Here is a 20,424-nt window from a genome sequence, read left to right as displayed (position 1 = left end):
GATTCGCCTGATGCACATCATCAACGCCCGCCTGCGTAACCGTGAAGGCTTGCATGAACTGCACCTGGAAAACGGCTTGATCGCCAACATCGCCCGCCAGACCGAGGCACCCAGCCTCGGCCCGGAAGACCTCGATGCCGGCGGCAACCTGGTGGTCCCGCCCTTCGTCGAACCACACATCCACCTGGACGCCACGCTCACCGCCGGTGAACCGCGCTGGAACATGAGCGGCACGCTGTTCGAAGGCATCGAGTGCTGGGGCGAACGCAAGGCCACCATCACCGAGGAAGACACCAAGACCCGCGCCAAGAAAACCATCCAGGCCCTCGCCGCCCATGGCATCCAGCATGTGCGCACCCACGTCGACGTGACCGACCCCGAGCTCACGGCGCTCAAGGCCCTGCTGCAAGTGCGCGAGGAAAGCCGTCACCTGATCGACATGCAGATCGTCGCGTTTCCCCAGGAAGGCATCGAGTCCTATCGCAACGGCCGCGAGCTCATGGAAGAAGCGATCCGCATGGGCGCCGACGTGGTGGGCGGCATTCCCCACTTCGAGTACACCCGCGACCAGGGCGTCAGCTCGGTGAAATTCCTCATGGACCTGGCCGAACGCACCGGCTGCCTGGTGGATGTGCATTGCGACGAAACCGATGACCCGCACTCACGTTTCCTCGAAGTGCTCGCCGAAGAAGCCCGCAGCCGCGACATGGGCGCGCGTGTCACCGCCAGCCACACCACGGCCATGGGCTCCTACGACAACGCCTACTGCGCCAAGCTGTTCCGCCTGCTCGGGCATTCGGGCATCAGCTTCGTCTCGTGCCCGACCGAAAGCATTCACCTGCAAGGGCGCTTCGATAATTTCCCCAAACGCCGCGGTGTCACCCGGGTCAATGAACTGCTCGAGGCCGGGATGAATGTGTGCTTCGGCCAGGACTCCATCGTCGACCCGTGGTACCCGCTGGGCAACGGCAACATCTTGCGAGTCCTCGAAGCCGGCCTGCACATCTGCCACATGCTCGGCTACCGCAACCTGCAAAGCGCCCTCGACCTGGTCACCGACAACAGCGCCAAGGCCATGGCCCTGGGCGAGCGCTATGGCCTGGAATCCGGGCGTCCGGCTAACCTGCTGATCCTGTCGGCGGACAGTGACTACGAAGTGATCCGCAGCCAGGGCTTGCCGCTCTATTCGATTCGCAACGGTGAGGTGCTGATGAAGCGGCAGATGCCGGTGGTGGAGTTTGCGCAGCAGCCAGGCTGATTTCCCTGTGGGAGCGGGCGTGCTTCGCGGTGACGGTCTAACCGTTGATATGGATGTGACTGACTTGCCGCTATCGCGAGCAAGCTCGCTCCCACAGGGGATTTTCAATGAATAGAAATGTTGTATCCGACACAGATCCATTGTAGGAGCGGGCGCGCTCGCGAAGCGGCATCGGCCACGCCACAAACCTTCAGAAAGCTCTAGGGCACAGACCGCGCCGTCCCAAACAACCTGACCCGCGCCAACTCACCCGCCTCTTCTTCCAGCAAAATCGGCGCAGTCCCCCCTGGCATCATCACACTCACCGCCCCCGCCTGCACCCAACCCACCCGCCATGCCGCACTGGCCACGGCACTGGCGCTGGTGCCCGAGGATGCGGTGGGACCTTCACCCCGCTCGAACACCCGGGCGGCGATTCGCCCTTCGGCTTCGAGCCAGGCCCATTGCAGGTTCACCCCCATAGGGCACGGCATTCCAGACCCACCCGGCGGAGCATAGGCGATGCGGGTCAGGCTCTGGCACAGTGCCGGCGCACGCATCTGCGAATTGCTCGGCAGCGCCTCGGCACTGTCCACCAGCGTCACGCAATGCGGGTTGCCAATGTTCACGAACTGGCTGTTGCCCCACGCCGGGTTCAACCGGTCAAGCGCCGCCACACGGCTGACATCGCACTGGTTGAACATCACACGCTCGACGTCCTGGGCACCGACGGCGCCGGGCCCGAACAGCGGTTTGCCCAGGTCCAGCCAGAAGCCTTGGGCGCCTTCGAATTCAGCAGCGCGAACCGAGGTTTGCAGCGGTGACAAACCGTCGGGTTTATCGTGATGGACCTGCAGCAAGCAATCACCCGTCCCTGCCATCAAGCCCTGCTCTTGCAAGGCCTGGGAGAAAATCGTCAAGCCGTTGCCACTGCGCTCGGCCAGGGTGCCGTCGGTATTGACGATCAACAGATCAAAGGGCGGTTCGTTCTGGAACGGGCCGATCAGCAAACCGTCACTGCGATGAGCCTTGGCATCCGGCGGCGCTTCGCCCGGCGCCCAGGCGCAGAACGCGTGCACGGCAGCCGTTGCCCAAGACTCGCGTGTCTGCGCGGCCTGGGCAGCCGACTGAGGCAGAGCGATGCCGTGGTCTCGAACCTGCCGAGGGGAAATGACGCCATAGATATTGCCGCGCGCGTCATAAAACTTCGTCATGGATCTGTCCGGTATCAGCCAGCAAGGACCGCTACTTTATGTCGGCAAAGGCCAGGGAGCAAAGCTTGCTGGCAACCGGATATTCGCGTCGGCACCTTGGGGTCGCGGTGCGGTCAGTGGATATGCAAGCATAGGCTCCTGCCTGCACCACCGCATCGCACGTAAGCCAAGGACGTTTCATGACTGCCATTACGCCCCCGCCCACCTTTATCCCCGGACGCCTGGAACAGATGTCCACCCGCATCGCCTATCTCATCGCCGGCATCGGCATCGCCGCCTGGGCGCCGCTGGTGCCTTACGCCAAGGTGCGGGCGAACCTGGATGAAGGCACCCTCGGGTTGCTGCTGTTGTGCCTGGGGGTCGGGTCGATCCTGGCGATGCCGATTTCCGGTGCGCTGGCGACGCGGTTCGGCTGCCGGCGGGTGCTCAGCGGCGGTACGATTCTGATCTGCCTGGCGTTGCCGTTACTGGCGACAATGACTTCCCTGCCCTGGCTGGTGGCCGCATTGTTCCTGTTTGGCGCCGGGCTCGGCACCGTGGACTCGACCGTGAACCTGCAAGCGGTGATCGTCGAACGGGCCAGTGGCAAGACCATGATGTCGGGTTTCCACGGCATGTTCAGTCTCGGCGGGATCATTGGCGCGGCGGGTGTTAGCGCGCTGCTTGGCCTGGGGCTTTCGCCGCTGGGGGCGACGCTGGTGGTCAATGGCGTGCTGCTGGTAGCGTTGTTCAAGGCTGCGCCGCACCTGCTGCCCTACGGCAGTGAAAGCTCGGGACCGGCGTTCGCCATTCCCCATGGCGTGGTGCTGTTTATCGGCATCCTCTGTTTCATCGTGTTCCTGGCCGAAGGCGCAGTGCTGGACTGGAGCGCCGTGTTCCTGACCACCGAGCGCGCGGTGGATACCGCCTATGCCGGGCTGGGTTATGCCGCCTTCGCGCTGACCATGACCGTCGGCCGGCTGACCGGCGATTCAGTGGTACATCGCCTCGGAGCCAAACGCGTGATCATCTATGGCGGATCGATCGCGGCAGCCGGGTTCCTGTTGGCGACCCTCGCACCGATGTGGCAAGCCGCGCTACTGGGCTATGGGTTGGTGGGCGCCGGGTGTTCGAACATCGTGCCGGTGCTGTACACCGCCGTCGGCAAACAGACCTTGATGCCAGAGGCCATCGCTGTGCCGGCCATCACCACCATCGGCTATGCCGGCATCCTTGCCGGCCCGGCGCTGATTGGTTTCGTCGCCCATGGCAGCAGCTTGAGCTTTGCGTTTGGGTTGATTGCGCTGTCGCTGGTGGCGGTGGCGATTAGCGGGAAAGTGTTGAAAGTCTGAGGCCTCACACCGCTCTCTGTGGCGAGGGAGCTTGCTCCCGCTCGGCTGCGCAGCAGTCGTAAACCAGCCGATGCGGTCTGCCTGGAAAACGGCGTCAGGCCATTTTGGGGCGGCTGCGCCACCCAGCGGGAGCAAGCTCCCTCGCCACTGGATTGTATTTCAGCCCCTGGCATTGTGTTCCAGGCTACAGGGCCTGGTCCTCGATCAGAACCCCACACTCGCCTGCACAAAGAACGTACGCGGTGCGCCCACGTACATGCCCGAGTTGTTGTCACTGGAACGGGTGTAGTACTGATGGTCGAACAGGTTCTTCACCCCGGCGCCGACTTTCAGGTTCGACAGCTGCGCGCCAAAGTCATAACCGGCGCGCACGTTCCAGAGCACGTAGCCCGGCATGTCGCCAAACTGCCCATCGGCGCTGCCATCGGTGATGTAGTCGTCGCTGAAGCTGCCATCGGCGTTCACGCTGTTGCCCGGTGAGCGCTGCTTGGACTGGGCAAAGGCGTCGAGGTTGTAGGTCCAGCGATTGACGTCGTAGCGCAGGCCCACGTTGGCCACCTGCCGGGAATAGAACGGCAGGTCACGTCCCTTGAAGCTCGGGATCTGGCCTTCGTAAGTCGCACGGGTGTAGGTAAAACCGGCATTGGCGGTGAGGCCTTCGAGACGTGGGTCGAGCGCGGCCATGTCGTAATGCACCGAAGCCTCCAGCCCCTGGTGCTTGGTCGCGCCCATGTTGGTCCAGCCCACGTCGTTGCTGATGTACTGCAATTCGTCGTCGAAGTCGATGTAGAACAGCGTCACTTCCCCGCCCCACACGTCATCGTTGTAGCGCGTGCCGATCTCGTAGGTCTTGGCCTTTTCCGGGCTCAGGCCATTGGCGGTGTTGTTGCCGTCACCGCCCTGGCCGAGCTGGAAATACTGCAGGCTGCCGAACGAGGTCTCGTAGTTGGCGAACAGCTTCCAGGCATCGGACAGGTGATACATCACGCTCAGGGCCGGCAACGGTTCGTTGCTGTCGATGCTGCGGCGTTTTTCCTGCACCGGGCGACCGGCTGTGTCGAGCACCGGGCGGTCATGCCATTCGGTGCTGATGCTTTCGAAGCGGATGCCCGGGGTGATGGTCCACTTGCCGACATCGATCTTGTCATCGATATACACCGCGTGGGCTTCAGTGCCACCGGTACGGTCCTGGTAGACGTGACCGTCGGCCCCCGGACGCACCACTGGTTCGTTATCACGCAACGCCAGGCGACTGGCCTCTTCGTGCATGCCTTCCTTGAGGTAGCGATAACCCACGCTGGCCTCTTGGGTGGTGGGGCCCAGGTCGAACACGTGGGACACCCGGGGCTCGATGCCGAAGGTGTAATAGGTGCGCGGGTAGGACACCAGGTTGCGCTGGTCCCGGGAAGCGATGGTGCTGCCCCGGTAACTGTCGGAGTAATAGGTCAGCACTTCGGCCTGGGTGCGGTCGTCGATCTGGCGCAACCATTTGAACGACACGTCCTTGCGCCGGCCGCTGAAGTTGTCCCAGTCGCGGTCGGACTGGTACGGGTCCGCGTCGTACTGGGCCTGGGTCAGGCCACCGGGCATGTCGGCCTTGGCGTCGTAGTAATGGAAGTTCAGCGAGAAATCGTCCACCTCGGTGGGTGCCCAATGGGTCTTGAGGATGACGTCGTCGATGTCGTTGTCGTTGTTGCTCCGGCGATAACCGTTGCCGTTGACGCCGGAATACAACAGCGCCACGCCCAGGCCATTGTCCGCCGTGCCGCCGAGAAACGCCGTGTCGATGTGCTTCCAGCCGCCGCGCTGGGAGGTTTCCAGGGTGCTGCCGATTTCACCGGTGGCTTTTTCCGGGATCGCCCGGGTCACGAAGTTGATCACCCCGCCGACGTTCTGTGGCCCGTAGCGCACGGAACCGGCGCCGCGCACCACGTCGATACTGTCCAGGTTGCCCGAGGAAATCGGCGCCATGGACAGTTGCGGCTGGCCGTAGGGCGCGAACGCTGCAGGCACGCCGTCGATCAACACCGTGGAGCGTGGCGACAAGCGCGAAGTCAGGCCGCGCACGCCGACGTTCAGGGAGATGTCACTGCCGCCTGTGCCGTTGGCGTCCTGCACCTGCACCCCCGGCACACGCCGCAGCACGTCGCCGACGTTCATCGCGCCCTGCTCCACCATCGCTTCGCGGCGGATCACCGTCCGCGCGCCGGGGTGGTTCTGCACCACCTCCGCATTGGCGTCGCCAAGCCAGTCACCGACCACCTGGATTTCAGTAGCGCCAAGCTCCAGCGGGCCGGCGCTGGAGGCCGAAGGCGCCGGCAATACGGTCGCCGAACCGTCATCAATCCGGTATTGCAGACCACTGCCCTGCAGCAGTTGGTGCAAGGCCGCTTCCGGGGACAGGGTGCCGTCCACGGCCGGCGCTTGTTTACCGGCCACCAGTTCGGGGCTGAAGAACACCTGCAACGCGGTTTGCTGGCCGAGCTGGCTCAAGGCTTGCCCCAACGGCTGCGCCTGGATGTGAATGGCGGTGGTAGCCTGATCGGCGTACGCCTGGGGCACAGCGGCGCTGACCGCCAGGGCCAGGGCCAGGGGCAGCCAGCGTACGTGGGTACGGTTGTTGTTTTTGGCGGTTGTTTTCACGTCGAACCTTGTCCTGTTGATCGCAAGAATACGCGTCTGTTAATGCAAACCAGTTGCAGTTGGACAAGAAGACGAAGAACTCGAAAAAAACCTGAATTTATCGCGCAATTATTTCCTGGCTGCCGTCATCCAGGCTGCGCACGGCCACCGGCAGAATGCTCGGCAACGCCTTGAGCAGTGCCTCGGGATCGTCGGCGCGGAACACGCTGGTCAAGCGCAGGTTGCCCACCGCCGCATTGCCGACCCGCAGGGGGTGAGTGCGATAACGGGAGACCTCTTCGGCCACTTCCTTGAGCGGCGCGTTGTTGAACACCAGTTTGCCGTTGCGCCAGGCAGTGAGCGCCTCGGCGTTGACCGCGTAAGGTGTGGCGACTTTGCCCTGGGCATCGATCTGGGTGCCGAGACCCGCTGTCAGTATGGCCAACTGAGCCGGGGGCGCGGCGCGTCCCTGGACCTTGACGCTGCCCTGCGCCACCGCCACCCGGGTCTTGTCGGCATCGCGGCGCACATCGAAGCGCGTCCCGGTCACCGTCACCTGGCCGTTGCCCGCATCGACGGTGAAGGGTCGGCCGGCATCATGCTCGACCGTGAACATGGCCTCGCCTTCGACCAGTTCCACCCGACGTTGATGATGTGCAAATTGAATACGCACCCGGCTGCGGCTGTTGAGGTCGATCATCGAACCGTCCGGCAAGGCGATATGCCGACGCTCGCCGAGGACGGTGGTGTATTCGCCGCTGTAGTCGGTGGAAGAACTCAAACCGCTGAACAGCCCCAACCCCAGCGCCACCGCGAACAGTCCGGCGGCGACGGCATAGCGCAGCAGTGGCCGACGCTTGGGACGTTTGGCGGGAGGTTCGCACAGCGCTCGCAGGCGTTCCTTGGGCAGCAGGTCCGTGGCGCTCCAGATACCCTGGAGCAATTGAATTTCGTCGCGGTGGTTGGCATGTTCGTCCAGCCAGGCTTCGAAACGCTGGCGCTCCTCGACACTCATGGCGGGCGCTTGCAGGCGCACGAACCATTGCGCCGCCGCGTCGCGAACCCTGTCCTGCCCGCACGGGCATTCACGGCTATCCATCATGGAAGGTCCTGTGGCTCAGGTGGAAGAGGACGACGGATCATTGGCCAGGCCCGTCCAGGCAATCGCGCAGATGCCGCAGGGTGCGGATCATATATTTTTCCACCATGTTTTTGGACAGGCCCAAACGCTCGGCGATTTCCGCCTGGGTCAGGCCTTCGATCTTCTGCCAGACAAACACCGTACGGCAGTTGGCCGGCAGCTCGGCAAGCGCTCGCTCGATGGAGTCTGCCAGCTGGATCGCGTGCATGTAGTGCTCCGGGTCGCCCGACAGCGACTGGCTATGGTCGACGGCCGCCTCCTCCATGGCCCCCCGTCGATCTTCGCGCCGATAGCCATCCACTGCAATGTTGCGCGCCGTCTGATGCAAATAGGCCCGTGGCTGCTCGACCCCGCTCGAATCGGACTCAAGCACCCGCACGAAGGTGTCATGGGCCAGGTCCTCGGCCTGCTGGCGATTGCGCAGGCGACGGGTCCAGGTGCCGATCAACTCTTCGTAATGCTCGAAAAAGCCGGGACTGCGGGGCAACTTGGGGGTCATCGCGGCGCGCTGTGGAAACGGGGTGTGAATAGTAATGCTTCCTATTAATACGAAGCAAACCTATTGCGGTGCCTGTCGTCCGAAGCTGTCCCAGCCGACGATAGATTCCTGTGGTGACTCAATCAGACTGGTTTTTCGACTTGGGTCGCGCTGGGTTTCCCGCCAAGCACACCGCTAGAACGCCACACAGGATCAAGGTCCAGCCCAGCGCCTGAAACCAGGCAGCGAGCATCAGTGCACCACTAATCAACACGTAATAGAACAAGCCAAACAACGCCCCGGCAGTACCCAGGCAGTCGCCATAGCGAACCAACGCGGCGCCCAGCACGTTGGGTATCGCCATGCCAAACGCCAACACGATCAGCAGCATCGCCACAACAAAACCGCCGCTGTCGAGCAAGCCTTGAACACTCACGCCACCGATCAGCAGCACTACTGCCGCCACCGCCGACAGCTGGCCACCGTCGTAGCCTCGCGCCAACAGACGCTTGTTCAGCCAAGCCCCCAAGCCCGAGCCCAGCGCCAGGATCACGCCGCTGTAGCCGAACAACTCGGGGCTCAATCCGAGCCGTTCGAACTGAAACGGAGCGAGATTGTAGTAACTGAACAGCGCCACATTGAAGGCGGCGACAAGAAACGACGAACACCAGATGGAGGGGTCCTTGAGCATGCGCCACAGTGTCTTCGATAGGGGTTGCGCAGGGAGACGGTCCGGCAGGGTTTCGGGCAAGGCGCGTGCGCACCACACCAGTAAAACCAACGACAGCATCAATAGGCCGCCGAGTACGCCTTGGTAACCAAAGAGTCGTACCAGGCTGGCGCCACTGAACAAACCCATCGCTGGGCTGGCCGCGAGGGCAATACCGATCACTGAAAAAACCTGGCCCAGTTGTACACCGTGATAACGATCACGCAGGACCGTCTGGGTCACCACCGAACCAACTGCCGCACCAAACGCAGCCAGGGCCTGAACGGCCAGCAGCGCATCGAAGGTGTCGACATTCAACCCCAGCATCGTCGCGGCAGCATACAAGGCCAACCCGCTCAACATGGCGGGCCGGCGACCGATGCGGTCACACACACGCCCCCACACCGCTACACCCAGGGCGAATCCCAAGAAAAACGTGGATAACAGCTGCGCGGCCATTTCTGCACTGACGGCAAAACTCGCGCTGATGTCTGCCAACGCTGGGCTGTAGAGGGTCTGGGCAATCTGCGGGAACATCACCAAGGCAATCGCCAGGCAAAGGAAAGGTCGCGAAATCATGCAAGCCAAGCTCGTTCGAAGACGGGCGAGCAGTCTACGAAGCCATTGGCTGTCGTATTATCCGAAGCCTGACAAATAATCCTCGAAATCGGACAAGTCATGGCCTGGCTCGACGCTCATGCCCTATTCGACCCCGACCGCCATGACGCGCCGGTCATCGGTCTCGCCGCAACGCTGGCTCATCACGATTCCGGCGTACATCGACATCAGCGCGGGCAACTGTTGTTCACACGCCAGGGCTGTACGCGTATCACCCTGGCGCAGCAACTGTGCTTGCTGCCACCATCGCGAGCGGCCTGGATTCCGCCGTTGATACCCCACCGCGCCGTGATGCAACAGAGCGTGGATTATCGATCGATCTACCTGAAGGCATCACTGTGCGCTGACTTACCTTCACACGTGTGCATCATCGATGTATCGCCACTGCTACGCGCCGTACTCGAACCGATCACCGACGCAGCGTTCGACAGCGACTGGACGCAAGGCCGTAACAAGCACCTGCTGGGGTTGTGCCTGGATGAAATCCGCGAGGCACCGCAACAGCCGATGCTGCTGCCGCTGCCTCAGGACAAACGCCTGGCACCTCTGCTGGCGGCACTGCAGCATTTGCCGCCGACATTGAACGTATTGGAAGAGCAAATCGGGGCCAGTGGCCGGACCATCGGCCGGATCTTTCAACGGGAAACCGGCATGGGCTATCAGCAATGGCGGCAGCAATGGCGCCTGATGCGCGCCATTGAACTGCTCGCCACCGGCCGCGGCCTGAGTTACAGCGCTTTCGAATTGGGCTTTGCCAGCGACAGCGCCTTCATCGCCTTCTTCAAGCAAATGACTGGTTTTACGCCAAAAGCCTACTTGGGTTGATTGCCGGCCGGTTTACGCCTCAGGCATCTTGCGAAAGCCCACCGCCAAACGGTTCCAGCCATTGATGGCGTTGATCGCCAGGGTCAGGTCGACCATTTCCTTGGGGCTGAAATACTCGCTCAGCAGGGCATAGTCGGCGTCCGGCGCGTGGGTGTCGCTCAGGCGGGTCAGGGCTTCGGTCCAGGCCAGAGCGGCGCGCTCGCGGCCAGTGAAGAACGGTGCTTCGCGCCAGGCGGTCACGGCGTAGAGGCGACGTTCGGTCTCGCCGTCCTTACGAGCATCGGCGGTGTGCATGTCGATGCAGAAGGCGCAGCCGTTGATTTGCGAGGAACGCAGCTTGACCAGCTCCAGCAGGGACTTTTCCAGGCCCAGTTTCGAGACGGCATTTTCCAGGGCCAGCATGGCTTTGAAGGCGTCTGGGGAAGCGGTGTAGAAATCGATACGCGGTTGCATGATGAGCTCCAGAACAATGGGGTGTAGCGCTACGTTAGCCGTGCAGTGGCGCGGTACAAATAGCCAATTGTTGGGAAGTTCGGGTGGCCAATGGCGCCGCAAGACGTGACCGGGTATTGGCCTTTTCAAGGGAGTCCAACCCTACGGGCTGTTGTGGCGAGGGAGCTTGCTCCCGCTCGGCTGCGAAGCAGTCGTCACCCGACTGACGCGGTCTGCCTGGGGAACGGTGTAGGCCATTTTGGGGCGGCTGCGCCACCCAGCGGGAGCAAGCTCCCTCGCCACAGGGGGTGTTTTCGGGGCAGGTTCAGGCCCGGCTGCGCAGCCACTGCAGGAAGCGCTTCTTGGCGACGGGCTTGGGTAGCTCGCGGGTGAGGTTCTGGGCGAGGTGGATGCGTACGTCCAGCAGGTTTTTCATGGCGTCGTTGATGTCGTGACGGGCGTCGAGGCAAGGCTTGAGGTAGCTGTTCTCGATGCGATAAAGGGTGCAGAAGGTCTTGGCCGAAAAGCTCGCCAGCGCGGCCTGTTCGGAAACGATCCCGGCTTCGCCGATCACCTCTCCCGGCCCCATGCGCCCGGCTTCGAATGGCTGGCCGTTACGCACAAGGGTCACGCTGACCACGCCGGATTCAATGATGAACAAATGATCGCTGACCTCCCCCGCCGGCAAAATCATGTCGCCGGCGCGGAAGGTCTGCAGGGTCATGTTCTGGCTGAAGGTATCTTTCTCGTCCTGGCGCAAGGTGGAGAAGATGTTCGAGCTTTCCAGCAACGCCCGAGGCCGCGACGCATCCTTGGCGGTGGCGCTTTCACTGTTGGACAACAGGCTCACGCCCGAGGCCTGCAAATGCCGGAACGCCAGGTCGAACAGCTGGTTGCGCACCTCGCGCTTCTGGGCCCTGGAGGCGACGAACCCGCTGATCTCGTATTCCGCCCCATCACTGCTGCTGCTTTTGAGCGTCACGCAGGGTGCCGGGTTGGCGAGCAAGGTCCGACAGCCGATCATCGCTCGCTCCAGCGCGTCGATCACGGTTTGTGGCCGCGCGTGAGGGCTGACCTGGACGCTGATGGACAACCCATGGACATCGCTGGGTCGACTGAAGTTGATGACCTTGGCCTTGGCCGCGAGTGAGTTGGGGATCACCGCCATGCTGCCTTGGGCGGTCTGCAACCGCGTGGCCCGCCAGTCGATGTCAGTGACCCGGCCTTCGGTGCCGTCGATGGAAATCCAGTCATCGAGCTGATAAGGCTTGGTGGTGTTGAGCACGATCCCGGAGAACACGTCGCTGAGGGTGCTCTGCAAGGCCAGGCCGACGATGATCGCCATCGCCCCGGACGTCGCCAGCACGCCCTTGACTGGGAGGTCCAGCACATAGGCCAGCGCTGCGATGACGGCGATCAGGAAAATCACCGCGCCGAGCAAATCCTGCAACAAGCGCCCGGTGTGACCGACCCGCTGCATCATCACCGCGCCCATCATCACCGTCAGGGTTCGCGCGGCGAGCAGCCACCAGGCGATCTGCAACCCGGTGGCCGCCAGGTGCCGTGGCACGTCGTCGACCCACTGCGCCGGCTCCATGGGGTTGAGGCCCTCGTTGAACAGCAACATGCTGAACAAGGAAAAAATCACCAGCCGCGCGCCGATTTTCCAGTAGGTCCGATCCGCACTCACCAGCCGCCATATCAGGATGTCGAGCACCAGCAGCGCCAGGGCACAGAGCAGCGGGTGCTCGGAGATCAGAGACAGCATCGGGACAGCTCCAGGAAAGCGATTGGCGAAGATTGGCACAGAATGAACGCCCTGTAGAGATCCCCACAGATCCCCATGCAGATCCCCACTGTGGGAGCGAGCTTGCTCGCTCCCACAGTGGGTGCGGCGTGGCTGTTGTTTTCGCGTTCAATCGTCCATCCGGCCAAAACGCCCCGAGTGGAAATCGTTGAAGGCCTGGTGGATTTCCTGCTCGCTGTTCATCACGAACGGGCCATGGCCAACGATGGGTTCGTCGATCGGCTCGCCACTGAGCAGCAGCACAACGGCATCGTTATTGGCTTGCAGGCTCAATTGGTCGCCAGCCCGGTCGAACAGCGCGAGCTGGCCGGCCTCGACCCGTTCGCGGCCATTGACCTGGACCGAGCCATGCAGCACCACCAGGGCGGTGTTGTGGCCTTCATGCAGGTCAAGGACCAGGTCTTTACCGGCCTTCAAGCGAATGTCCCAGACGTCGATGGGGGTGAAAGTCTTCGCGGGCCCTTGATGCCCCTCGAAGCGCCCGGCGATCAACCGCAGGCTGCCGGCATCGTCCTTCAGCGCAATGTTCGGAATGTCGCCTTTGAGCAGTGTCTGGTAGCCGGCCGGGGCCATCTTGTCCTTGGCAGGCAGGTTGACCCACAACTGGACCATCTCCATGAACCCGCCCTGCCGGGCGAAAGCTTCGGAGTGGAACTCTTCGTGGATGATGCCGGACGCGGCGGTCATCCATTGCACGTCGCCGGGACCGATCTTGCCGCCGCTGCCCGTGGAGTCTCGGTGCTCCAGTTCACCCTGGTAGACGATGGTCACCGTTTCGAAACCGCGATGCGGGTGCTGGCCGACGCCACGACGCTCGGTGGTGGGCGTGAATTCAGTCGGGGCGGCGTGGTCCAGCAGCAAGAACGGGCTGACGTGCTTGCCCAGGTTGTCGTAGGAAAACAGCGTGCGAACCTGGAAGCCATCGCCAACCCAATGGGGCCGTGGGCTGGTGTAGAGGCCGATGATGTTTTTCATGCTGTGTCTCCAAAATCAGGTACTGCGATTCAATGGACACAGCTTAGAACCGACACCTTTGCAGCACTAGACTGCAAAAATCGGCTTTAGCGTTCTATTTAGAGAACGACTGAAAAGCCTGGTGTCATTCAAAGGTGATTGCGCTTGGCAAACTCCGACAGCCCCACCAAGGATTGCAGGCCAAGCTTTTCCAGCAACCGAGTCTTGTAGGTGCTGACAGTTTTTGGACTCAGGAACAGGCTTTCGGCGATGTCCTTGCCGCGCATGCCCATGGCCAGCATGCGCAGGATGGACAGCTCGCGGGTGGAGAGGCTTTCCAGCGCCTGCTGTTCGCTGCGCTGCTGAAAATCCAGCCTGACGGACATCTGCGGAAAATAGGCATAACCGGACTTCAAGGCCTGGATGGCCTTGGTCAGTTCCTTGAGGTCGCTTTTCTTGGTCACAAAACCCCGGGCCCCGGCCGAGATGCAGCGGTTGCAGAAGTGCTGCGCATCCTGGGAAGTGAACACCAGCACACTGCACTCAGGGAATTGGGCCATGATCCAGACCAGCAGGTCCAGGCCATCGAAACCGTTCATCACCAGGTCGAGGATCACCAGGTCTGGCACGCACTCCTTGATGAGGGCCCTGGCATCGGCCACGCCGCTGGCGTCTCGGATGTGGGTGAACGCCTCATTCTGGCAAATAAGCCGCAGCGCCCCTCGTATGACAGGGTGGTCATCCACGATCAACACGTCTTTCAAGGCAATTCCCCAGGTCATTACAAACGGCACCGGCGCCATGACTGCACCGGACTCTTGCACAAGCGCCAGGCCCAGACACCTGTCAGATCCGACAGTGCAGACCAACGGTCTTTCTCAGCGTCCATGGCCCTGCCTGAGGGCGTGCGTCCACGGTTGCAGCGACTCACGGGCTTGAGGGTCGACCTGCTCCATCAGGCGCCGCAGGGAGACAAGGTCAGGCAGTGGCGCCTGGCTCAGGTGCATGCTCGATCGGCGCGCGACCGGCACCGGCGACAGGCTGGCCGGTTGCGCGTTGTAAATCATCCCGTGACGAACCTGTGGGTTATAGATAACAAAATCGTGCAAGTCCAACGCCCCGCTGGTCAGCCCGGCATTGACGACGATCAGGTCGAAGGGCTCGCTGCCGTACTCCACCAGCGTCAGCAACTCTTGCACATGGCTGACGGGGACAATCCGGAAATAGCCCTGTTGATTGAACAGGCGCTCCAGCACGATTCGATGAGCATGGTGTGGGTCGGCAATCAGGATACGGAGTGCTTTGTTCGGCATGGCAAGCTTTCCAATAGCAACGCGCCAGGTAGAAACCGGCTCAGAACATTAAAGGCCGTCAGGCTAGAGGAAGCGCTTGAAAGACGATGTAGGATTATTCCCAAAATGAAGCCAGACGAAGCCCTTGTTAGGTCTTCAGTTGCTCCGCCACGTGCTCGATGGCTTGGCGAATATCTTCCACGGCTTGGGCGAGCAGCAACGTATCGCCGCCTCGACAAGCGCTTTCCAGCGCCTCGCAGGCGGCGATCAGCCGTTGCGCCTGGACGATCCGCGCCCCACCCTTGATCCGGTGCGCCAGGTCCGCCAGGCCCGGCAAGTCTTGTCGGCTGGACAAGTGCAACAGTCGCGCCTGATCGTCGGCATTGCTGCTGACCAGTTCCTCCAGCAGTGCCCTGATGGCGGTCGTGTCGCCACCGGTCAGTTGTTCCAGGCTGGTCAAGTCGATGCCATCGTCGGGCTGAGGCGCCCCCACGTCCGGCGTGACCGAAACCAGGCACGCATTGAGCGCCCGAAGGCTGATGGGTTTGAACAGGCAATCGTCCATCCCGGCCTCGGCGCAGCGGTCCTTTTCCTCAGGCTGGGCGTTGGCCGTGAACCCCAGGATCAACCCAGGCGACAGGTTTTGCGCATGCTCTTCGTCGCGAATGGCCCGCGCGAGTTCATAACCGCTCATCAAGGGCATGTTGCAATCGGTGATGACCACATCGAAGTGCTCGCTGCGCCAGGCGTTCAGGCCTTCGACACCGTTCTGCGCCTCCTGGACACGATGGCCCAGGTAGGCCAGTTGCTGGGACAGCAGCAAGCGATTGGCCGGGTAGTCATCGACCACCAGGATACTCAGCGCCCGGCCCGGCACCAGCGCCTCAGCCTCGACAGGCGGCGAGGTCGGCAAGGCGTCGAGCAGGGGCAGGTCCAGCAGGATCTCGACCTGCGTGCCCGCCCCCGTCACGCTGCGCAACGTCAGGGTGCCGCCCATCATTTCGCACAAGGTGCGGCTGATGACCAGCCCCAGCCCGGAACCGCTGCGGGCCGACTGGGTCGTGTGGCTGGCCTGGGTAAAGGGGCTGAACAGGCGGCGCTGGTCCTCAGGCGAAATCCCGCAGCCGGTGTCCTCGACTCGCAGGCAAATGCCCAGGCGCCTGTGTTCAATGTCCGGCTCGCCGCGCACACTCAGGCGCACCTCGCCTTGGTCGGTGAACTTGATGGCGTTGCTCAACAGGTTCGAGACGATCTGCTTGAAGCGCAACGGGTCGATCAACACGTCATGGTTGACCCCGGTGTCCAGCACCCGTTGCAGGCGCAGGTGTTTCTGCCGGGCCAGGCCCTCGAAAATCCGCGCCACCGACTCGGTCAATTCGTGCAGATTGGCCCGTTGCGGCGCCAGCGACAGCTTGCCCGACTCGATGCGGGCGATGTCGAGGATGTCGCCGATCAAGTCCAGCATGCCATGGGCGGCCCCCGACGCGACCTCGATGGCGACCCGGTCCACGATGCCTTGGTCGGCTTTTTTCAGGGCCAGTTCCAGCAGGCCGATCACCGCGTTCATCGGTGTGCGGATCTCATGGCTCATGGTCGCCACGAAGGTGGTCTTGGCCCGGTTGGCGTCGTCAGCGCTTTCCTTGGCGACGCGCAATTGCTCCAGCAGGCGCCGCAAGTAAATGACCCAGCCCAAGGTCACCAGCAATAGCAGCGCAGCGACGGTGAACCCCTGGAGAATCGTGGTGCGGTTGCGCAGCCAGTAACTGTCGTCGATCACTACCTCACTGCGCCAGCGGTTGGTCAGCTCGTCCATCTCTTCGGGAGAAATGCTCAACAGCGCCTTGTCGAGAATCGAGTAAAGCTCCAATGCGCCCCGGTTCGTCGCCAACGCAACGCGCGCGGGCAAGGTGCCGACGGTACTGGTGACCTGCAGCGTGTCGCGGTACTGGCGGGAGATCATGTAGCGGGCGCTGATCAGCGGATTGACCGCAGCGTCCGCCCTGCCGGCGGCGACCATGGCCATGGCATCGGCGGTGTTTTGTGCCGTCACCAACTGCACGCGGGGGAACTGCTCCAGCAGGAACTCGCGCAACACGTTGCCACGCACCAGCGCCAGGCGCTTGCCGGCCATCTGGTCCAGGGTTAGCGGCCCCTTGGCCCGCGCGGGCACCACCAGCACGAACGGATTCGTCAGGTACGGTCGGGTAAAGCGCAACTCGTCTTCGAGTTCGGTGCTGGGTATGGCGGTCGCCAGGACGTCGACCTTGCCGCTCTTGATCTGCCCGATCAAATCATCAACCGAGTCGCCACGCTGCACATCGAATTTCAAACCGGTGCGCAAACTGATCCTCGCCAGCACATCGGCGCCGATGCCGTGCAAATGGCCTTGTTCATCGAAGAACGTCAGCGGCAAGAAGTTTTCGTTGGCAGCGACTTTGATCCGTGGGTGGGCATCCAGCCAGCGCTGCTCCTTGACGCTGAAATGCAGCGTCTGCTGACCCGGCATGCTCGCGCCGCCAGCGCTCCAGCGCCTCAGGATGCTCATCTGTTCGCTGGCGGGGATGGCTTGCAGCGCGGCATTGATGATGCGCAACAGGCGCACGTTGTCGCGGCTGACCGCGAAGGCGAACGGCTGCACTTCCATGCGCGAAAAATCGGCCAGTTGAATATTGTTCAGGTAATTCTTGCTGATCAGGTAGTTGGAACTGATCGAGTCCCCCAGATAAACATCGGCCTGACCAAACGCCACGGCACCGATGGCGCCCAAGGTCGAGGGGAACAGCTGCAAGGAGGCTTCGGGGTAAAACGCCTCGACCGTCTCCGGCGGCAAGTAGTGATACAGCATCGCCACGCGCTTGCCCGCCAGGTCGCTGGGCAAGTCCTGGCTGTCGTTGATGCGGGCCACGAGGGTGGGCAGGTCATCGGCATAGGCCTGGGACATCGCCAGGTCCGGGTCGCTGGCTTCGAAGCCGTTGGCGGTGCCGAGCATATCGATCTCACCGCCGCGCAGGGCCTGGAGCGATTCGGCACGGGATGGGTAGCGCTGGACCTGCACCTTGATGTGAAGGAGTTGCCCGAGCAATTGCGCATAATCGGCGGTCAGGCCTTCATAGTCGCGACCATTGCCGGTGATGCTGAACGGCGCGTAGTCCGGCGCCGAGGCGCCCAACTGCAACGTGCCCTTTTGGCGCAGCCAGGTCCAGTCGGCGTCGTCCAGGGACACCGAATAATCGCTCACATTGGAGCGCCCGAGCACCCGCAGCGCCTCGGGGGCAGCGTCCACTGGTGGCACCACACTCAATGAGCCCAGCAACAGCGCCACCAGGCCTGTGCGTAAAAGCAACATCATCTGGTCAGGGTGTTTCGCTTGGCGTAGTCGGCCCGGCTCACACCGACTGCACATACAGTCAGGGTGGACCGGCTGAGGGGTTCAGACTGCCAATACGAGGGAACAGCGAACCAAGCCTGTCAAACAGCAGGAGGCTGTGAAGTGAGTGTAGGAAATTTCTGAAGAATTTCCTGCGGGTGACCAGAGACCGGGCCTATGGCCTGTGGGAGCTTGCTCGCTCCCACAGGGTTGCGTTGGCTGATAGATTTCCTGCGAGTGACTCGCCTCCACAGGGCCTATACGGCGGCGAGCAACTGATCGCGCACCGGACGCGCCTGCCCGCGATTGCTCCCGTGCTCATACAGCGAGCCGGCAATTTCATCGGCACGCACCGGCAGGATCGACAGCAAGGTATCGCTCAGGCCATGGCTGGCCTGGCAGAAGCCCTGCATGTAGATCGCCGCCTTGCAGCGCTCGTCGGTGATCAGCTTGTAGTTGCGATCCACCTCGAAATCCCCCAGGTATTGCGCCAGCGGCTCCAGCAAGGTGCGGTGCATCTGCCGCTCGTATCCTGTGGCCAGCACCACGGCGTCATAGCGGCGCACGGTCAACTCGCCAGTAGCGTTGTTGCGCACCGCCAGTTCCACGCCGGCGTCGGTGGCCGTGGCCTTCTCCACCGTAGTGAGGGTCCGGAACGCATGACGGGCGATGCCAGAGACTTTCTGGCGATAGAAAATCCCGTAGATGCGCTCGATCAGGTCGATGTCCACCACCGAATAGTTGGTGTTGTGGTACTCGTTGACCAGCCGTTCGCGCTCGCTGTGGGGTTGCTGGAACACCAGGTCGGTGAATTCCGGCGAGAACACTTCGTTGACGAACGGGCTGTCGTCCGCCGGCTTCAGGGCCGAGCCGCGCAGGATCATGTCGACCTGCACCGAAGGGAAGCTGTCGTTGAGGTCGATGAAGGCCTCCGCCGCGCTCTGCCCACCGCCGATGATCGCGATCTTCATCGGCTGGCCCTTCACGCACGGTTGGCCCGCCATGCGCTCCAGGTACTGGGAATGGTGGAACACCCGCGCGTCGTCCTTGAACACCTTGAACGCCTCGGGAATCCGCGGCGTACCACCGGCACTGACCACCACCGAACGGGTGGTACGTACGAATTCTTCGCCCTGGCGGCCGCGGGAAATCACCCGCAGGGCTTCGACCTGCTGATTGTGCAGCAGCGGTTCGATGCGCAGCACTTCTTCGCCATAGCGACTCTGTTCGGTGAAATGCCCGGCCACCCAGCGCAGGTAGTCATTGAACTCCATGCGGCACGGGTAGAAGGTGCCGAGGTTGATGAAGTCCACCAGGCGGCCATGGTGCTTGAGGTAATTGACGAACGAATACGGGCTGGTGGGGTTGCGCAGGGTCACCAGGTCCTTGAGAAAGGAAATCTGCAACTCGCTCTGGGTCACCAGGGTGTTGCCGTGCCAGCGGTAGTCGGCCTGCTTGTCGAGGAACAGCACGTCCAGTTCACCCTGGACCGGCCCGCGCTCCTGCAATGCGATGGCCAGCGCCAGGTTCGAGGGGCCGAAACCGATGCCGATCAAGTCGTGAACGATGGGCGATGCAATTGCCTGTGTCATGTCCAGTGTCCTCTGGAAAAGCCCTCAACAGGGCGCGAAAAGCCTGGGGTGACCTGCCCAGCGTTTAGGGGCCAACAAGTCGTGTGTTGAGAGGAACGAGGACAATGAAAAAAAATTTACCGCGAGACGACCGGCGTAGGCAGATTAATGCGCGTCCCACTGCCGCACGCGAACGCGGCAGTGCTTCATGGCGTTGACGATGTGTTTCTCCACCAGTGCCCGGGAAATGCCCAGGCGCTCGGCGATTTGCGGGTGGGACAGGCCTTCGAGCTTGCGCAGCAGGAAGCTCTCGCGGCACAGCGGTGGCAGCTCGGCCAGGGCACGCTGGAGCATGTCCAGGCGCTGGCCGTGGTCGAGGCTGGTCTGGGGCGACGGGGTGAAGAAGCGCTCTTCGCTGTCCAGCACCTCCAGGGATTCGACCTGGCGCAAGGTATTGCGCCGATGCCCGTCGATCACCAGGTTCAATGCCGTGCGATACAGGAACGCCCGGGGCTGTTCGATGGGCGTGTCGCTGGCGCGCTCCAGCACCCGCACATAGGCGTCATGCACCACATCCTCGGCCGCCTGGCGGTTGCCTAGCCTGGCGTTCAGGAAACACACCAGCTCGCGATAGTAGTTTTCCAACATGACTCCCGTGCGCAATGGCTGCGCCAGCTATCCCTGTGCCCACTCGGCATGCCCGGGAAAGGCAATGGCACAATAGTGGCAGATTCAATCGCGTAATTTATAGTAATTCTCATATAGATTTAAAGCTTTGGTTTGTATCAGGGCTGATTCGTTCAGTTTACGAGGCGTCGGCCCCTGG

General features: G+C 62.4%; 16 protein-coding genes. 3 read left to right on the top strand and 13 right to left on the bottom strand.

Going from position 1 to position 20,424, the window contains the following annotated elements:
- Positions 1-10: 10 nt before the first annotated feature.
- The gene (codA, locus tag BLU76_RS09750) at positions 11-1,258 is read left to right on the top strand and encodes a cytosine deaminase (protein ID WP_092149242.1); all 1,248 of its coding nucleotides are present in this window, start codon (positions 11-13) and stop codon (positions 1,256-1,258) included.
- Positions 1,259-1,458: 200 nt separating this feature from the next.
- Here the strand turns inward: codA and BLU76_RS09745 are convergent, their stop codons facing one another.
- Positions 1,459-2,451 (bottom strand): diaminopimelate epimerase, encoded by a 993-nt coding sequence (locus BLU76_RS09745; RefSeq protein ID WP_092149239.1) that lies wholly within the window; start codon positions 2,449-2,451, stop codon positions 1,459-1,461.
- A 179-nt stretch (positions 2,452-2,630) separates the two neighbouring features.
- On the opposite strand from BLU76_RS09745, the gene BLU76_RS09740 reads away from it, so the two are divergent.
- Entirely contained in the window at positions 2,631-3,782 is a 1,152-nt protein-coding gene (locus tag BLU76_RS09740; RefSeq protein WP_063320287.1) for an MFS transporter, read from the top strand.
- A 204-nt stretch (positions 3,783-3,986) separates the two neighbouring features.
- Here the strand turns inward: BLU76_RS09740 and BLU76_RS09735 are convergent, their stop codons facing one another.
- The 4 genes from BLU76_RS09735 to BLU76_RS09720 form a co-directional block, all read right to left on the bottom strand.
- Positions 3,987-6,425 (bottom strand): TonB-dependent siderophore receptor, encoded by a 2,439-nt coding sequence (locus BLU76_RS09735; protein ID WP_092149236.1) that lies wholly within the window; start codon positions 6,423-6,425, stop codon positions 3,987-3,989.
- Positions 6,426-6,522: 97 nt separating this feature from the next.
- Positions 6,523-7,506, bottom strand: coding sequence for a FecR family protein (locus BLU76_RS09730; protein WP_092222561.1), 984 nt, complete (start codon positions 7,504-7,506; stop codon positions 6,523-6,525).
- 37 nt (positions 7,507-7,543) lie between these two features.
- Positions 7,544-8,044 (bottom strand): sigma-70 family RNA polymerase sigma factor, encoded by a 501-nt coding sequence (locus BLU76_RS09725; RefSeq protein ID WP_092149230.1) that lies wholly within the window; start codon positions 8,042-8,044, stop codon positions 7,544-7,546.
- Between the two features lie 118 nt (positions 8,045-8,162).
- Positions 8,163-9,311: an MFS transporter gene (locus BLU76_RS09720; protein WP_092222559.1), complete on the bottom strand. Its 1,149-nt coding sequence runs from the start codon at positions 9,309-9,311 to the stop codon at positions 8,163-8,165.
- Positions 9,312-9,410: 99 nt separating this feature from the next.
- On the opposite strand from BLU76_RS09720, the gene BLU76_RS09715 reads away from it, so the two are divergent.
- The gene (locus tag BLU76_RS09715; RefSeq protein ID WP_092222557.1) at positions 9,411-10,175 is read left to right on the top strand and encodes an AraC family transcriptional regulator; all 765 of its coding nucleotides are present in this window, start codon (positions 9,411-9,413) and stop codon (positions 10,173-10,175) included.
- A gap of 12 nt (positions 10,176-10,187) precedes the next feature.
- Here the strand turns inward: BLU76_RS09715 and BLU76_RS09710 are convergent, their stop codons facing one another.
- The 8 genes from BLU76_RS09710 to BLU76_RS09675 all read right to left on the bottom strand — a co-directional run bounded on the left by BLU76_RS09710 (position 10,188) and on the right by BLU76_RS09675 (position 20,246).
- Positions 10,188-10,628, bottom strand: coding sequence for a carboxymuconolactone decarboxylase family protein (locus BLU76_RS09710; protein WP_092222556.1), 441 nt, complete (start codon positions 10,626-10,628; stop codon positions 10,188-10,190).
- A 304-nt stretch (positions 10,629-10,932) separates the two neighbouring features.
- A complete protein-coding gene (locus tag BLU76_RS09705) occupies positions 10,933-12,375 on the bottom strand; it encodes a mechanosensitive ion channel family protein (RefSeq protein ID WP_092149218.1) in 1,443 nt (480 codons plus the stop codon).
- Positions 12,376-12,522: 147 nt separating this feature from the next.
- A complete protein-coding gene (locus BLU76_RS09700) occupies positions 12,523-13,389 on the bottom strand; it encodes a pirin family protein (RefSeq protein ID WP_063320281.1) in 867 nt (288 codons plus the stop codon).
- Positions 13,390-13,517: 128 nt separating this feature from the next.
- On the bottom strand, positions 13,518-14,171 hold the full coding sequence (locus tag BLU76_RS09695) for a response regulator transcription factor (RefSeq protein ID WP_170845957.1): 654 nt from the start codon (positions 14,169-14,171) through the stop codon (positions 13,518-13,520).
- A gap of 75 nt (positions 14,172-14,246) precedes the next feature.
- Complete coding sequence (locus BLU76_RS09690) at positions 14,247-14,681, bottom strand: response regulator (protein ID WP_092149215.1); 435 nt, start codon at positions 14,679-14,681, stop codon at positions 14,247-14,249.
- 127 nt (positions 14,682-14,808) lie between these two features.
- Positions 14,809-18,009: a transporter substrate-binding domain-containing protein gene (locus BLU76_RS09685; RefSeq protein WP_092222555.1), complete on the bottom strand. Its 3,201-nt coding sequence runs from the start codon at positions 18,007-18,009 to the stop codon at positions 14,809-14,811.
- Between the two features lie 275 nt (positions 18,010-18,284).
- Entirely contained in the window at positions 18,285-19,619 is a 1,335-nt protein-coding gene (locus BLU76_RS09680) for a lysine N(6)-hydroxylase/L-ornithine N(5)-oxygenase family protein (RefSeq protein ID WP_092149209.1), read from the bottom strand.
- A 144-nt stretch (positions 19,620-19,763) separates the two neighbouring features.
- The gene (locus BLU76_RS09675) at positions 19,764-20,246 is read right to left on the bottom strand and encodes a sigma-70 family RNA polymerase sigma factor (protein ID WP_058546861.1); all 483 of its coding nucleotides are present in this window, start codon (positions 20,244-20,246) and stop codon (positions 19,764-19,766) included.
- Between the last annotated feature and the right edge of the window lie 178 nt (positions 20,247-20,424).

The sequence above is a fragment of the Pseudomonas sp. NFACC08-1 genome (assembly GCF_900106735.1).
Classification (GTDB): Bacteria; Pseudomonadota; Gammaproteobacteria; order Pseudomonadales; family Pseudomonadaceae; genus Aquipseudomonas; species Aquipseudomonas fluorescens_Q.
This window is presented reverse-complemented; position numbering and strand designations above follow the sequence as displayed.

Bases quoted from the DNA above. Each gene is read 5' to 3' on its own strand.
- codA (WP_092149242.1), top strand. From the start codon at position 11: ATGCACATCATCAACGCCCGCCTGCGTAACCGTGAAGGCTTGCATGAA.
- BLU76_RS09700 (WP_063320281.1), bottom strand. From the start codon at position 13,389: ATGAAAAACATCATCGGCCTCTACACCAGCCCACGGCCCCATTGGGTT.
- BLU76_RS09740 (WP_063320287.1), top strand. From the start codon at position 2,631: ATGACTGCCATTACGCCCCCGCCCACCTTTATCCCCGGACGCCTGGAA.
- BLU76_RS09695 (WP_170845957.1), bottom strand. From the start codon at position 14,171: ATGGCGCCGGTGCCGTTTGTAATGACCTGGGGAATTGCCTTGAAAGAC.
- BLU76_RS09720 (WP_092222559.1), bottom strand. From the start codon at position 9,311: ATGATTTCGCGACCTTTCCTTTGCCTGGCGATTGCCTTGGTGATGTTC.
- BLU76_RS09745 (WP_092149239.1), bottom strand. From the start codon at position 2,451: ATGACGAAGTTTTATGACGCGCGCGGCAATATCTATGGCGTCATTTCC.
- BLU76_RS09685 (WP_092222555.1), bottom strand. From the start codon at position 18,009: ATGATGTTGCTTTTACGCACAGGCCTGGTGGCGCTGTTGCTGGGCTCA.
- BLU76_RS09730 (WP_092222561.1), bottom strand. From the start codon at position 7,506: ATGATGGATAGCCGTGAATGCCCGTGCGGGCAGGACAGGGTTCGCGAC.
- BLU76_RS09690 (WP_092149215.1), bottom strand. From the start codon at position 14,681: ATGCCGAACAAAGCACTCCGTATCCTGATTGCCGACCCACACCATGCT.
- BLU76_RS09725 (WP_092149230.1), bottom strand. From the start codon at position 8,044: ATGACCCCCAAGTTGCCCCGCAGTCCCGGCTTTTTCGAGCATTACGAA.
- BLU76_RS09710 (WP_092222556.1), bottom strand. From the start codon at position 10,628: ATGCAACCGCGTATCGATTTCTACACCGCTTCCCCAGACGCCTTCAAA.
- BLU76_RS09705 (WP_092149218.1), bottom strand. From the start codon at position 12,375: ATGCTGTCTCTGATCTCCGAGCACCCGCTGCTCTGTGCCCTGGCGCTG.
- BLU76_RS09715 (WP_092222557.1), top strand. From the start codon at position 9,411: ATGGCCTGGCTCGACGCTCATGCCCTATTCGACCCCGACCGCCATGAC.
- BLU76_RS09680 (WP_092149209.1), bottom strand. From the start codon at position 19,619: ATGACACAGGCAATTGCATCGCCCATCGTTCACGACTTGATCGGCATC.
- BLU76_RS09675 (WP_058546861.1), bottom strand. From the start codon at position 20,246: ATGTTGGAAAACTACTATCGCGAGCTGGTGTGTTTCCTGAACGCCAGG.